At 46.6% G+C, this 13,309-nt stretch carries 14 protein-coding genes; 11 read left to right on the top strand and 3 right to left on the bottom strand.

The features are described from left to right. The first annotated feature begins 65 nt into the window (after positions 1-65). The 5 genes from QNH28_RS05370 (at position 66) to QNH28_RS05350 (ending at position 4,224) form a co-directional block, all read left to right on the top strand. Complete coding sequence (locus QNH28_RS05370) at positions 66-1,022, top strand: helix-turn-helix transcriptional regulator (protein ID WP_283910481.1); 957 nt, start codon at positions 66-68, stop codon at positions 1,020-1,022. 103 nt (positions 1,023-1,125) lie between these two features. After that, positions 1,126-1,584, top strand: a complete 459-nt coding sequence (locus QNH28_RS05365) for an SRPBCC domain-containing protein (protein WP_060621665.1) — start codon at positions 1,126-1,128, stop codon at positions 1,582-1,584. Between the two features lie 270 nt (positions 1,585-1,854). Beyond that, entirely contained in the window at positions 1,855-2,109 is a 255-nt protein-coding gene (locus tag QNH28_RS05360; RefSeq protein WP_283910480.1) for a FeoA family protein, read from the top strand. Beyond that, the gene (locus QNH28_RS05355) at positions 2,106-2,837 is read left to right on the top strand and encodes a FeoB small GTPase domain-containing protein (protein ID WP_283910479.1); all 732 of its coding nucleotides are present in this window, start codon (positions 2,106-2,108) and stop codon (positions 2,835-2,837) included. The genes QNH28_RS05360 and QNH28_RS05355 overlap by 4 nt, the downstream gene beginning before the upstream one ends. Beyond that, positions 2,815-4,224 carry a nucleoside recognition domain-containing protein gene (locus QNH28_RS05350; RefSeq protein WP_283910478.1) on the top strand — a complete coding sequence of 470 codons (1,410 nt, stop codon included), beginning with the start codon at positions 2,815-2,817 and terminating at the stop codon, positions 4,222-4,224. The genes QNH28_RS05355 and QNH28_RS05350 overlap by 23 nt, the downstream gene beginning before the upstream one ends. A gap of 161 nt (positions 4,225-4,385) precedes the next feature. Here QNH28_RS05350 and QNH28_RS05345 read toward each other — a convergent pair whose 3' ends face one another. Both QNH28_RS05345 and QNH28_RS05340 read right to left on the bottom strand, forming a co-directional pair. After that, a complete protein-coding gene (locus tag QNH28_RS05345) occupies positions 4,386-5,069 on the bottom strand; it encodes a hypothetical protein (RefSeq protein WP_283910477.1) in 684 nt (227 codons plus the stop codon). Positions 5,070-5,202: 133 nt separating this feature from the next. Next, a complete protein-coding gene (locus tag QNH28_RS05340) occupies positions 5,203-6,612 on the bottom strand; it encodes an aminotransferase-like domain-containing protein (protein ID WP_283910476.1) in 1,410 nt (469 codons plus the stop codon). Positions 6,613-6,773: 161 nt separating this feature from the next. Between QNH28_RS05340 and QNH28_RS05335 the strand changes: the two genes are divergently transcribed. The 4 genes from QNH28_RS05335 to glpX all read left to right on the top strand — a co-directional run bounded on the left by QNH28_RS05335 (position 6,774) and on the right by glpX (position 10,362). Next, complete coding sequence (locus tag QNH28_RS05335; protein WP_283910475.1) at positions 6,774-7,706, top strand: DMT family transporter; 933 nt, start codon at positions 6,774-6,776, stop codon at positions 7,704-7,706. A 142-nt stretch (positions 7,707-7,848) separates the two neighbouring features. Beyond that, positions 7,849-8,505 (top strand): helix-turn-helix transcriptional regulator, encoded by a 657-nt coding sequence (locus QNH28_RS05330; protein ID WP_283910474.1) that lies wholly within the window; start codon positions 7,849-7,851, stop codon positions 8,503-8,505. A 12-nt stretch (positions 8,506-8,517) separates the two neighbouring features. After that, positions 8,518-9,324, top strand: coding sequence for a pyruvate, water dikinase regulatory protein (locus tag QNH28_RS05325; protein ID WP_481858359.1), 807 nt, complete (start codon positions 8,518-8,520; stop codon positions 9,322-9,324). 42 nt (positions 9,325-9,366) lie between these two features. Further along, positions 9,367-10,362 (top strand): class II fructose-bisphosphatase, encoded by a 996-nt coding sequence (gene glpX, locus QNH28_RS05320; protein WP_283910473.1) that lies wholly within the window; start codon positions 9,367-9,369, stop codon positions 10,360-10,362. Between the two features lie 82 nt (positions 10,363-10,444). Here the strand turns inward: glpX and QNH28_RS05315 are convergent, their stop codons facing one another. Beyond that, entirely contained in the window at positions 10,445-11,113 is a 669-nt protein-coding gene (locus tag QNH28_RS05315; protein WP_283910472.1) for a general stress protein, read from the bottom strand. A gap of 186 nt (positions 11,114-11,299) precedes the next feature. Here QNH28_RS05315 and QNH28_RS05310 point away from each other — a divergent pair, with 186 nt between their 5' ends. Together QNH28_RS05310 and QNH28_RS05305 are read left to right on the top strand one after the other, a co-directional pair. Then, positions 11,300-12,163, top strand: coding sequence for an AraC family ligand binding domain-containing protein (locus QNH28_RS05310; protein ID WP_283910471.1), 864 nt, complete (start codon positions 11,300-11,302; stop codon positions 12,161-12,163). 94 nt (positions 12,164-12,257) lie between these two features. Next, positions 12,258-13,247 (top strand): aldo/keto reductase, encoded by a 990-nt coding sequence (locus tag QNH28_RS05305; RefSeq protein ID WP_373455840.1) that lies wholly within the window; start codon positions 12,258-12,260, stop codon positions 13,245-13,247. The last annotated feature ends 62 nt before the right edge of the window (positions 13,248-13,309 follow it).

The following is a 13,309-nucleotide window of genomic DNA, read 5'->3' as shown; positions in this document are numbered from 1 at the left end:
AACAGTGACTCTCACGTTACACTTGCTATATTATTCAATAAACCTAGCAAGGAGGTTCCGAATTTATGTCCAAGGCTGATTATATGTTATCCATTCTTTGGATGCTCAAGCAGCGGGGAAGAACCGCCGGAGAACTAGCGGAAGCGTTAGAGATCAGTGTTCGGTCTGTGTACAGATACATCGATGCGTTATGCATCAGTGGTGTACCCGTTATTGCGGATAGCGGGCCTGGTGGCGGTTACAGCTTACCAGAGCATTTTATTGAGGCTCCATTATTCTTTGACTCCGAAGAGCAGCGTGCCCTTCTACAAGCTTCTTCTTTTGCCAGGGGGACCGGATATCCTTATGTTGAAGCTCTGGACCGAGCCCTATCCAAGCTAAAAAGATATAGTAATGCCCAGCAATTAGAACAAATGGAGCGCCATGAGAATGGCATTGAGACGATCCATTCTCCTTCCCCGTCGCTTAGCCATCTGATTCAAGAATTGGAATTGGGGGCAGCGAACGGATACACCCTGCAAATGGAATATCGTAAGGGTAATGGAGAAACCAAATCATCTCGTGCCATTGATCCTTACGGACTTGTACTCTGGAAGGGCCAATGGTACACCGTAGCTTACTGCCACGAGCGACAAGAAATTCGCAGTTTCCGGCTCGATAGAATCATTGAACTGAACCGAACAGAAGCTGTATTTGCTCGTCCTGCTGACTTCTCTGCACGTGATTTTTTGTTAAAGAGCTTACTGCCTGCACGCAATACTGAAGAGAAACTAGTTACAGTAGTCATCGCATCCGACGAGGGAGTCTTGAATGATCTATGCAGTCATTGGTTGTTCGGACATACGCTGGTACAGCGCATGGAAGGACAAGCCCGCTTTCAAGTGGACGAAACTTCTTTACTGACTTATGTACCCTACTTCTTGTTGCCTTATGGAACCACATTACGCATCATGGAGCCTTCTTCCCTGAAAGAAAGACTAGCGGACATAGCCATTAATTTAGCAGCTCATTATAAGACATAAATTATTCTTTAGGATCACTGACCGTAGTTGTCAGTGATCTTTTTGTATAGTGTAAATGAGTCTGAGGGAATAAATGAAAATATACATCAAGGAGGAATAACAAATGAAGGAACTACATTATGAATTTTATATTGACGGAACACCAGAGCAGGTATGGGAAACATTGATCTCACCGGAAGGTACGAAGCAGATTTATTACGGCAGCGTTATTCGTTCAACCTTCAAAGAAGGAGAATTACTGGAATACATCGGACCCGGTGCAGATGGAGATGAAACGCTGCATGTCTATGGGACTCTGCTGGAGTTCACTCCGCAAAAAGCATTGCGTTTCACGCATAAGGTAGGACCTTCCTATCATAAAGGACATGAAAGATATGAATCGCGTATTTCTTGGCTGCTTGAACCGGTGGGCGGAACTACTAAGCTCACGCTTATTCACGATGAATGGCATCCTGAAGATCCTTCGTATGCTGGCAGCATCAGCGCTTGGTGGCAGGTTCTAAGTAATACCAAGACTTTAGTAGAGACTGGACGCACGCTTGATTTTGGAAGCTGGACATAACTTTACGGCAAATTATAGTTGAATACGACTGTTTCAATTAAAGACAAGCTTATGAAGATTTAACCTTAGCCCCTCGGATGGAGCGCAAGCCTTCTTTCCGTCAGGGTTTTTTTTGTGCCAAAAATAATCTTTCCTCAGGGAAACATTCTTGTTGCAGGGACAAAGTTGTTCACATATACTACTATTGTGTCATACTACAAGAAAAATTCCATTGCACAAAATAATAACCATAAAAATACAAATATATCATAAATGAAAGAAGGCGATCTAATGACTGGAACTATTATTCCATTATCAGAAGCGGCTAAAGGCAGCACGCTGCGTATCAACGGTATTGAAGTTCAGGGTGTACTTAGAAGAAGATTGCTGGATCTCGGGTTTGTAGTCGGTAATGCCGTTGAGGTGTTACGGCGCAGTCCCTTAGGTGATCCTATAGCTTTTCGGGTAAGCAACACGACCATTGCATTGCGTAGAGAAGAAAGCTCTTTAATATTTGGAGAAATCATCGGAGGTGTAGAAGCATGAGTCATTTCACAGTCGCTTTTGCAGGCAATCCTAATACTGGAAAAAGCACGCTTTTCAATCTGTTGACCGGCATGCGTCAGCATACTGGAAACTGGGCAGGTAAAACCGTCATTACTGCTGAAGGTGAGTTTAAGCATAAAGACCATACGTACCTCGCTGTAGATCTTCCTGGTACGTATTCGCTGTACTCCAATTCCGCTGATGAAGAAGCGGCTAGAGATTATATTATTTTTGAACAGCCCGATGTGACACTAGTCGTGCTTGACGCTACCTCGCTAGAACGAAATCTCAACCTTGCCTTGCAAGTACTGGAGATTACCGGTCGGGCTGTTGTCTGCATCAACCTCATCGATGAAGCCCGTAAACTGGGTATCGACATCAATCTGAAGCGCATTTCCAAACGTCTCGGCGTGCCTGTAGTTGCGATATCGGCTCGCAATAAAATTGGTATTGAGGCGTTATTGGATCAGGTGGAACGCGTGGCTACAGGCGCATGCACTGCACAGCCACTGCGTATTACGTACAACGAGGAGATTGAACGTGGAATTGCTGAGCTTACACCACTGGTAGAGCAAACTATTGGCAGCAAATATCCGGGTCGCTGGATTGCACTGCGCCTGCTCGATGGTGATGAAAGCCTGCTAACTTCGCTTAAAGAGAATATGAAGAATAAAGACTTACCTGAAGCAAAGGAGGTCATCGGTCATGGAGTTACCGCATATCACTAAGGGATTAGATCCTCTAGATTCCCTGCTCTCCACAGCGAAAAAGCTTGCTGACGGTGGAGCGATACGGGATGAGATTGTCAGCGGCATTTATGGCGTATCCGCAGGCATCTGTGGGGATGCAGTCACCTATAGGGATAAGAAAAAGCTGAACAGCACTTATAAGCTTGATAATATCGTAACTTCAAAAATATGGGGATTCCCCATTATGCTCGCCATCCTCGGTATCGTGTTCTGGATTACGATTGCCGGCGCCAACTATCCTTCAAGCTGGCTTGCTACTTTCTTCGGCTTCATCGAAGGGTATCTCACTGCCGGATTCGAGGCGATTCATGCCCCAGCTTGGCTGCACGGTGTGCTTGTTCTTGGATTATATCGAGGAACTTCATGGGTCATCAGCGTCATGCTGCCGCCAATGATGATATTTTTCCCAGTCTTCGCGTTGCTTGAAAATTTCGGGTATCTGCCGAGGGTTGCTTTTAACATGGACCGGTTGTTCAAGAAATCAGGTGGTCACGGCAAACAGGCTTTGACCATGTCTATGGGATTCGGCTGTAATGCTGCCGCGATCCTCTCCACCAGAATCATAGAATCACCGCGTGAACGGATGCTCGCGATTTTGACCAACAATTTCGTTCCATGTAACGGCCGCTGGCCGACATTGATTCTATTGTCTTCCTTATTCATGGCAGGAGCGGCTACGACAGGCGCACTCCGCACCCTCACAACCGCCTCCGTACTTATGGGGATGGTGCTAATCGGCATCATCGTTACCCTCACGGTTTCCTGGGTCATGTCCAAAACTGCGCTACGCGGTGTCCCTACACATTACACACTGGAGCTCCCTCCCTATCGCCGGCCACAAATTTGGAAGACCATACTTATTTCCTCCAAAGATAAGTCCCTTAACGTACTTACTCGGGCAATCGTGGTAGCTGCCCCTGCTGGAATTATCACTTGGATCTTAGGTAACCTATTTATTGGCGGAGATTCTGTCCTGAATCATATGGCTGCATTCTTCGATCCTTTTGCACACATGCTCGGCATGGATGGCTTTATCATCATGGCTTTTATTCTTGGACTTCCCGCGAATGAAATCGTACTGCCGATCCTGCTTATGGGCTATATGTCCTCTGGAGCTATGGTCGATATTGACAGCTTGGGCAGCATCAAAGATGTCTTTTTATCACATGGCTGGACCTGGCTGACCGCACTTAACATGATGCTGTTCTCCCTGCTCCACTATCCTTGTGGTACCACACTCGTGAACATCTACAAGGAAACGAAAAGTATGAAGTGGGCTGTACTCTCAGCTGTGATCCCGCTCGGCATCGCCATTGGTGTTACGTTTGCCGTCGCTCAGCTTGCTCGATTGTTTGGGTGGGTATGACTTAAGTTTAGGGAAATCCTCCCTGATTATCGATAATATCGAGTAAAACACGATAAATTTGGGGAGGAATTCCCTAAATATTAGTTACTGTTGAGGTCAGCTCAAACAAATAAGCGGTCGCCCGAATAACCCCCGGGCGACCGCTTCATCACAACAACATTTTATTTCTTACGCGTTCCACCATCTCTACGACGGTAGAGTACAGCGCCAGCTATCGCTATCAAAACGATAATGACTCCACTGATCCCTACATTAACAAGTGGAAAAGAGTCACTGTCCGCAGCTGTTTTTCCTTCAACATCAGTCGGCCCATTATTCCCAGCTTCGGGTTCCGGGGAATGATTCGATGTCACCTCCGGAGAAGCTGTTGGCGTCCCCGTCGATATACTAGATCCAAGCTCCTTCAAATCCTCCGATGCCGAGGCAAGCAGCTTTGTTCGACTGCATAAGCTGGCCACTAATTTACCTGAATCCTCTTCGTCATTAGCATAAGCATAGACGATATAACTTTCCCCTTCCACGAATTCAAACCCACAGCTGGCAGACGATAAAGCAGTGGTCAAGGTAACTTTATTCCCCTTAACTCCTTTCCAGCTGGAATCGACTTCAAAGGTTACTTTTACTGAATCCGCAGATGAGATTATAGTCCCCTTTGGCTCCTTTTTGTCCACTACTTTCCCAGTAAAGACGGCTGAACTTGACTCCAGCGCCTCAAGTGGCTCCGCAGGTACAACACAGGAACACGCATAAGTAACGGAGGGACGCACCGTCAGCAAGGCCATAAATATTAACGTTATACTTAGGAACATCATAAGTGGACTGCGGAACTTGGCCTTAAACATCATAATAACCTCCTTCTTTATTCTACAGACGGAACAGAAGAAGAAAGTGTTACAACAATTTCCAAACAAGTTATACAAGTCTAGTCAATTCCGCACTAATTGGCCTTCATAAGTCCCTCATGTCTACTGTACCTACTCATAACCCTCGAGCAATTGCAATCAACCGCTGAATCCCCTCACGTAGCACCCCTTCGCTTGCAAAGGAGTAGCTTATTCGAATCCTCGACTTCATCTCACCAAGCGGATCAAACAATCCCCCTGGAACGAAGGCGATGGACTCCACCATACTCGAGGTAAACAGTCGATCCACCGAAAGATGGTCCGGCAGCTTCACCCATAGATTTAAGCCCCCTTGCGGAGGTGTCCACTCCCACCCAGTCGCAGCCAGCTCCTCCTCTACAATTTCCTTATGCACCTGAAGCGCAATACGTAGCTTACCGAGGTGCTGTTGCAAGCGTGCTGAAGTATAGTAGTGCAGGAATATTTTTTGGTTAAGCAGCGGAGTCCCATTGTCCGCAAGTGATTTGGCTGTAATCAAGCGCTCCATAAATGGATAGCGGCAAGCCACCGCGCAGATCCGTAAGCCTGGAGCTACATATTTACTGAAGCTGCTGATATAAATCACCCAGCCCTCCGTATCATAAGCAAAAAAAGGTGGCGGTGGCTCCTCTTCAAAACACATATCGCGGAACGGATCATCTTCGACTAACAGACAGCGATAACGCTCGGCAAGCTCGACCAACAGTTTACGTTGCTGCGCTGGCACCGTATATCCAGTTGGATTATGATGAGTTGGATTGATATAGAACATGCGCGGTCTATGCTTTTTCATCAGAGCTTCAACTTCCTCCAAGTCATAGCCCATCGGAGTGATCTCCACCGGAACCAGCCTTGCCCCCTCCCGGCGAAAAATATCCATGGCCACACTGTAGGTTGGTCGCTCCACAAGCACCGTGTCCATAGGTCCGAGCACAATTCGTGCAATCAGATTGATCGCCTGCTGCGCACCTGAAGTAATAAGCAGCTCTTCCGAGGATAACTGTAGCCGATGCTTCTTCCGAAAATGACGACTTAGCGTCTCCCGTAGCTCTTCATCCCCCTGAACCGAAGAGTATGTCCCCATCACCTTGGGATATAAATCGAACACTTTTTTAACATAGTCCGATAGAAAAAGGTTTGGCAAAAGCCCCGGATCAATCAGCGCCTGCGAGAACTGATACTTAGCTGGCATTCTCTGTATATCCGAAAGAGGATTAGTGAGTGCATAGGCAGACACAGCTGCGCCTTCTTCTACAATAGGAAGCAAGCTTTCTGGTGATACATAATAACCTGATTTATCTTTTACATAAACCTTTCCATCCTCCGTCAGCCGTCTATACGCTTTGAATACCGTCAGTCGATGTACCTTTAATTCCTCCGCCAGCAGCCGTATAGAAGGAAGCTTATCATGTGCACCCCACTCCCCTCGCTCCATGCGATTCACTAGAAATTCATATACCTGCCGAAACAAGGGATGATTATGCTCCACGATCGCTGACTTTTTCACCTCACATCAACTCCTCTCCGAACAACTTCTATTTAAAGTATTGTACACGATTTTCGAAGTCATCTGTTCTACTCTTCATAAACTGTTCTGTGTTCTCCCCTATATGATTAACGGACTAGTTCAAGGATCGCTATATAAACACACTAAAGGGGACTTTCAAAATGATCTTATTCGCTTATGCACTTGTATGTCTGATCTTCGGCACGACCTTTCTAGCTATCAAAATCGGTGTGGATGCCGGTGCGCCACCCTTCTTTTCAGCAGGCTTGCGATTTTTTGTTGCGGGCGCTGTTCTATTTTTATGGATGGTCTGGAAACGAAAGGCAAGCTTCTCTCTACTCCTACGTAAAGAAATGCTCATCACCGGATCTGCGTTAACCTTTGGTACCTTTGCAGGTCTCTACTGGGCTGAACAATATGTATCTTCTGGGCTTGCAGCTGTACTCTCTGCCACGGGTCCAATTATGATTCTGTTGCTCCAAACCTCAATTCTTCGTCAAAAAGCACCTGCCATCTCCCTATATGGTTGTATCATCGGATTGACTGGCGTACTGCTGCTCGTTCTTCCAAATCTTGTCGTTGATATTTCACCGCTATGGCTCATCGGCTGCGCAGCCGTCCTCATTGGGGAATGCTGTTACGCGGTAGGTGCGATTTATTCTAAAAAAGTAATCAATAGCATGCCCGAGGTCTCTCCGATCGCTCTAAATGCAGCCCAAATGATGTATGGCGGCGTGTTGTTATTCCTTCTTTCCTTTGCCACCGAAAATGTACATCCTGAGTTTCTTCTTTCTTACGATACCGCAGGTTCACTGCTCTATCTGATCGTAATCGGCTCGATGGTCGGTCATTCGTTGTTCTACTGGCTCGTCGCTAAGACAAATCCTGTGTTTCCTTCTACCTGGCTCTATATCTCTCCGCCGATTGCGGTAGGGGTTGGCTTTTTCTTTTACAATGAGTCCGTGAATTGGGTTACGATCCTCGGTGTATTCACCATCATTGCTGGGACCATCCTGGTGAACGCTGATGCCTTAAAGCAATTAATGCTAAAGCGTAGGGTCCGTACATCTGCGTCAAAAAAAATGAATATATGACGTACTATATATTGCATTTATGACCACTATTGCGTATTATATAACCAAGTTAAATTAAATACATCTATATATGACTCATATATGAAAGGAGGATTCGCTTAACGGCGCTTCTTTTCTAAAGAGGAATGCCTTTTTATGTGAAGTGGAGGGAATTGCGATCGAACTGACATCACGTCAACTAGAAATCATTGATATTGTGAACAAAAGAGCTCCGATTACCGGCGAACAGATTGCCGAATGTCTGAATTTAACACGGCCAACGATTCGCTCCGATCTCTCTGTTCTGGTTATGCTCAAATATATCGATGCTAAACCTAAAGTCGGTTACTTCCCGGGACTCAAATCATCCAATCGTCTGGGAAGCAATTATTTATTGCAAGAGACAAAGGTAAAAGAGATTCAAAGTGTGCCTATTATTATCCGTGAGACTACTACGGTTCAAGATGCTGTAGTTACGCTATTTCTACAGGATGTTGGCACCCTTATTATTTGTGACGAAGAGGGCAAGCTCACCGGTGTTGCGTCACGCAAAGATTTTCTAAAGGTAACCCTTGGCAATCCGGGTGCTGTCTCCATGCCCGTAAGCATGGTCATGACACGACAGCCCAAAGTAGTCACAACTTCACCAGATGAGACGGTGCTTGATGCCGCACATAAAATGATTTTCCACGAGGTAGATAGTTTACCGGTAGTTGTACCCAGCGCCACTGAAGACAGTGGTACGAAACTGGATGTCGTAGGACGTTTGACGAAAACTGCTATCGTAAAACTTCTCCTCGAACTTGAAGCCAAAGGATAACAGGAGGAATTCATGAGCATCGAGCAATCTTCCAACCTAATAACGATCTGCTCAGATTCTATAGGAGATACGGCGGAAGCTGTCGTGCAGGCCGTCATTCATCAATTCCAGAATCAGCAGATCACCATCAAAAGATACGGGAACATTAGACATGAAGATGAGCTCCGGAAGCTTATGGAAGAAGCCGCGCAGCATCAAGGTTTTGTCGTCTATACGCTAGTCCAGCCGGAGCTAAGAGAAATGATTAAAGAAGAGGCTGTACGGCTTGACCTTCGGATCGTCGATATCATGGGCCCAATGATGCAAGCTTTCATTGATACGTTTGACGACGCTCCTCAGCAGCGACCGGGGCTGTTGCACCAGCTTGATGAGAACTACTTCCGCCGTATGGAGGCTATCGAATTCACAGTTGCCTGTGATGATGGCCGCGATCTCGGGGCTATGCTGAAAGCCGATATCGTTCTGTTAGGAATGTCCCGTACCTCGAAGACACCGCTAAGTATCTTTTTGGCTCATAGGGGGAAGAAGGTCGTTAACTATCCGATTATTCCGGAAATCGCTCCTCCGCAAGAGCTGTTAAGCTTGCCGCCGAACCGACTGATCGGACTAACTATGAAGCCGGAGTATATGCTGAAGATTCGCTCCGAACGACTGAAGGTGCTGGGGTTACCGACTGGCTCCCAATATGCAAGTCTGGAACGGATCACAGAGGAAATGGAATATGCCTCTTCTCTGTTCAATAAGTTAGGCTGTCCTGTAATTGATATTTCCGACAAAGCTATTGAAGAAACCGCTGGCATTATTATGGGTTATATCTAACATTCAGATTAAAATTTATGGGATGCACTGGAGGGAATTAGAATGGATCGCGAACTGGCTCTTGAGATTGTACGGGTAACTGAACTAGGTGCATTATCCTCGGCCCGCTGGATCGGGCGAGGAGATAAAAATGCGGCCGATGATGCAGCTACGACTGCCATCCGCTCCATGTTTGATTCGGTCTCCATCGACGGAACGGTCGTCATTGGTGAAGGAGAGATGGATGATGCTCCAATGCTCTATATTGGCGAGAAAGTCGGGAATCAAAAGGGTCCTTCTGTCGATGTAGCCGTCGATCCTCTGGAAGGCACTGAGGTGGTAGCCTGTGGTCTACACAATGCTCAATCTGTAATTGCGATAGCAGATAAAGGCAGTCTTCTGCATGCTCCAGACATTTATATGGAGAAACTCGCTTGCGGACCTGAACTTGCTGGAAAGCTTAGTCTGGAAGACCCTGTAGAGGTCACTCTCCAGAAAGCATGCCACTTCAGCGGCAAGTCCCTCTCCGAGCTAACCGTCATGGTACTTGACCGCAAACGGCATGAGCAGCTTATTCATAGCCTTCGTGAAGCCGGTGTACGGATTAAACTACTAGGACACGGAGATGTAGCTGGCGCTATTGCGGCAGCTCTACCAGATAGCGATGTCGATTTGTACATGGGCTCGGGCGGAGCACCTGAAGGAGTCCTTGCCGCAGCAGCGCTGAAATGTCTTGGCGGGGAAATGCAGGGCCGATTGCTTCCCGATGGACCTCTGGAGCAGCAGCGCTGTGTGCGTATGGGGATTTCCAATCCTACGCGAGTGTTATACATGGAGGACATGGTTGGCACGGGCGACGTACTCTTTGCCGCCACTGGTGTAACCTCAGGTGAGTTCCTAAATGGTGTCCGTTTTATCGGCAAAGAGCGCGCCGAGACGCATTCAGTCATCATGCGGGCACAGAGTCGAACGATCCGCTACATCCGTAGCATTCATTTCCTGCCTGGCAAAGAAATACCGGATGGACTAACCGTTAGACAGAATGTTGCCTCTTTATAAAATCACAAAGAACAGGCTATCTCACCAGCTCACCCTTGGCTAGTGAGATAGCCTGTTCTTTTACGATATGGCTACTCTTTAATTATTTATTTCTAATGCGCTCACTCGCTAAGGTATCCATAGCATCCATGGTTCCGGTAGCTTGAGCTAAATTTCTCGCCTCTTGTTGATCAGCTGCCCGGAGCGCATCGCTCTCCTTTACACTGCCATCATAATTTCGATTCTCAGCTGTATTTATATTTGCAATATCTTCAATACGGTCCGCGTTCAGACTATTGTGCTGTACGAAGATCCGCTTCACTTCTTCCTCCCTCTGCTCGCCCTCCACATCCACCATTACAAGAATATGGCCTTCACCTACGTAGTTATCGTAACGCTTGGCTTCTTCTTCAGGAATGCCGAGTCCAATAAGACCGCCGACTAACCCACCGCTACCTGCTCCTATTGCCGCTCCAGCAAGTGTTGCCGCAAGCGGTCCGGCTGCAATAATCGGCCCGATGCCTGGAATAGCCAAAGCGCCTATCCCCATCAAAAGCCCTGTCAATCCGCCTAGCAGACCACCAGTAGCCGCACCAGTAGCCATACCTTCCGGTGCTTGGGTACCTGATTCATCTCTAAGCGTATTCTCACTCTCTGCATTTCTCGCGATAATCGATATGTCCTCTGTCCTGCAGCCTTGACGTTTCAATTCTTCTATAGCTCTCGAAGCCTCATGTTCAGCGGCAAAGACACCCACTATTCTCTTATTCATCTCCATAACCTCCTATTTTTGTAGTTAGCTCATACGTTTAGCTTCATAGCTTACTTAACCAAACTGGACAGGGATAAACTACGATCTTTGAATTCGCTGACCATTCAGAGTTAATGTTCCTTGTTAAATATGCTGTATAATAAAAGAAAGCGGCAAAATTACCCTTGGTTAACTCTATAAAAGAAAGTGACTGAAGCATTCATGGCGATTTTCAATTACAATTCTGAGCGTCCCCATAGGAGCAATCCCGATCTTCATCTCCATTACTGGGGGCAGGAACAGTGTCTTCCCGGACATTTTTTCGGACCCGGGGTTCGTGATGTTTACAAAATACATTTCATTCATGAGGGAACAGGAAAGGTATCTGTGGGTGAACAGACCCATATCCTGCAAGCGGGACAAGCTTTTCTTACCTACCCTCATATCGTTACTTCTTATGCAGCGGACCCGAACAATCCCTGGATCTATTCCTGGGTAGCCTTTACCGGAGAACAGGTATCATATATTTTATCCAAAACATCCTTGTCACCTGAGCAGCCAATCTTCCCGATGGATGAACAGCTTATGCCTAATCTCTACGAACGCCTGACAGAAGCAGCCGACACTTCGGATTGTCTGGACCTGCCGCTAAAAGCGATTATGTATGATTTTTTCTCCCTCTTGCTTCAAGCAGTGCCAGCTGTTCCGGATGTACTTCCTTTACCGCGTCAAAAGAGTATTTACGTCGAGCAAAGTCTGCACTTTTTGCATACACATTATTGCGAGAACATTTCGGTGGAAATGCTGTCTTCTTCTCTCAAGCTGGATCGCAAATATTTATCTTCCTTGTTCAAACGAACCATTGGCATGCCACCGCAGCAGTATTTATTGAATTACCGAGTCGCCAAAGCATGCGAGCTTCTGACAGAGACCCTTTGTACTATCGGTGAGATTTCGCGTTCTGTCGGCTATCAGGACCCCTTACTCTTTTCGCGGATGTTCAAGAAGGTGAAAGGCTGTTCTCCAAAAGAATACCGTGTCCGTCATCTCGAAAATGACATTGTGCTATAAACTTCTTCCTTGCTGACATACGTTTGTCCGGGATCTTTCGCTACAATAAGGACGTAATGTAATCAGAAAAAAGTCTTTTTAGGAGGAAATAATGATGTATAACGCAAGCGCTACCAGATATGACAATATGAAATATAACCGTACTGGTAAAAGCGGTCTACTCCTTCCGGCGATCTCGCTAGGATTATGGCATAATTTTGGCGGCAACGACTTATTCGAGAATGGTCGCGCTATGGCAAGAAGAGCTTTCGATCTTGGAATCACTCATTTTGATCTCGCTAATAACTATGGTCCTCCAGCTGGCTCCGCAGAAGAAAGCTTTGGTCAAATCCTTAAGAAGGATCTTGCTCCTTATCGTGATGAAATGGTCATCTCGACTAAAGCCGGATATTATATGTGGGCCGGTCCTTATGGCGAATGGGGCTCCAAGAAATATCTCGTCTCCAGTCTAGACCAAAGCTTGAAACGTATGGGCCTTGATTATGTAGATATTTTCTACCATCACCGTCCAGATCCGAATACACCACTGGAAGAAACTATGGCTGCGCTGGATCTTATTGTACGTCAAGGTAAAGCGCTGTATGTTGGGATTTCGAATTACAACCCTGAACAGACACGTGAAGCGGCACAGATTTTGCGCCGACTTGGAACGCCATGCCTGATTCATCAACCTAACTACTCCATGATGTCCCGCTGGATTGAAGATGGCTTGCAGGATGTATTGGCTGAGGAAGGCATCGGTTCGATTGTGTTCTCCCCACTACAAGGAGGCATTCTGACCGACCGTTATCTGAATGGAATCGCTCCTGATTCCCGTGCTGCTGGACCAAGTGTATTCCTGTCTGAGAATGCCATTACTGAAGAGGCAATCGGAAAAGTTCGTAAACTGAACGAGATTGCTGCAGCACGTGGTCAAAAAATGTCTCAGCTAGCGTTATCTTGGGTACTCCGCGGAGGTAAAGTCACTTCAGCTTTGATCGGCGCAAGTAAGGTGAGCCAGATTGAAGATGCAGTCGCTTCCTTGAATGCACCGGAGCTAAGCGCAGAAGAGCTGGAACAAATTGAGACGATTTTGCGAGGATAATTATAGATTAAACCATAAAGAAGGCCAATGAGGTCAGGCAGCTTAAGCTGCTCTGGCACTTC

The organism is Paenibacillus sp. G2S3, assembly GCF_030123105.1.
In the GTDB taxonomy this organism is placed as follows: Bacteria; Bacillota; Bacilli; order Paenibacillales; family Paenibacillaceae; genus Paenibacillus_AQ.
This window is presented reverse-complemented; position numbering and strand designations above follow the sequence as displayed.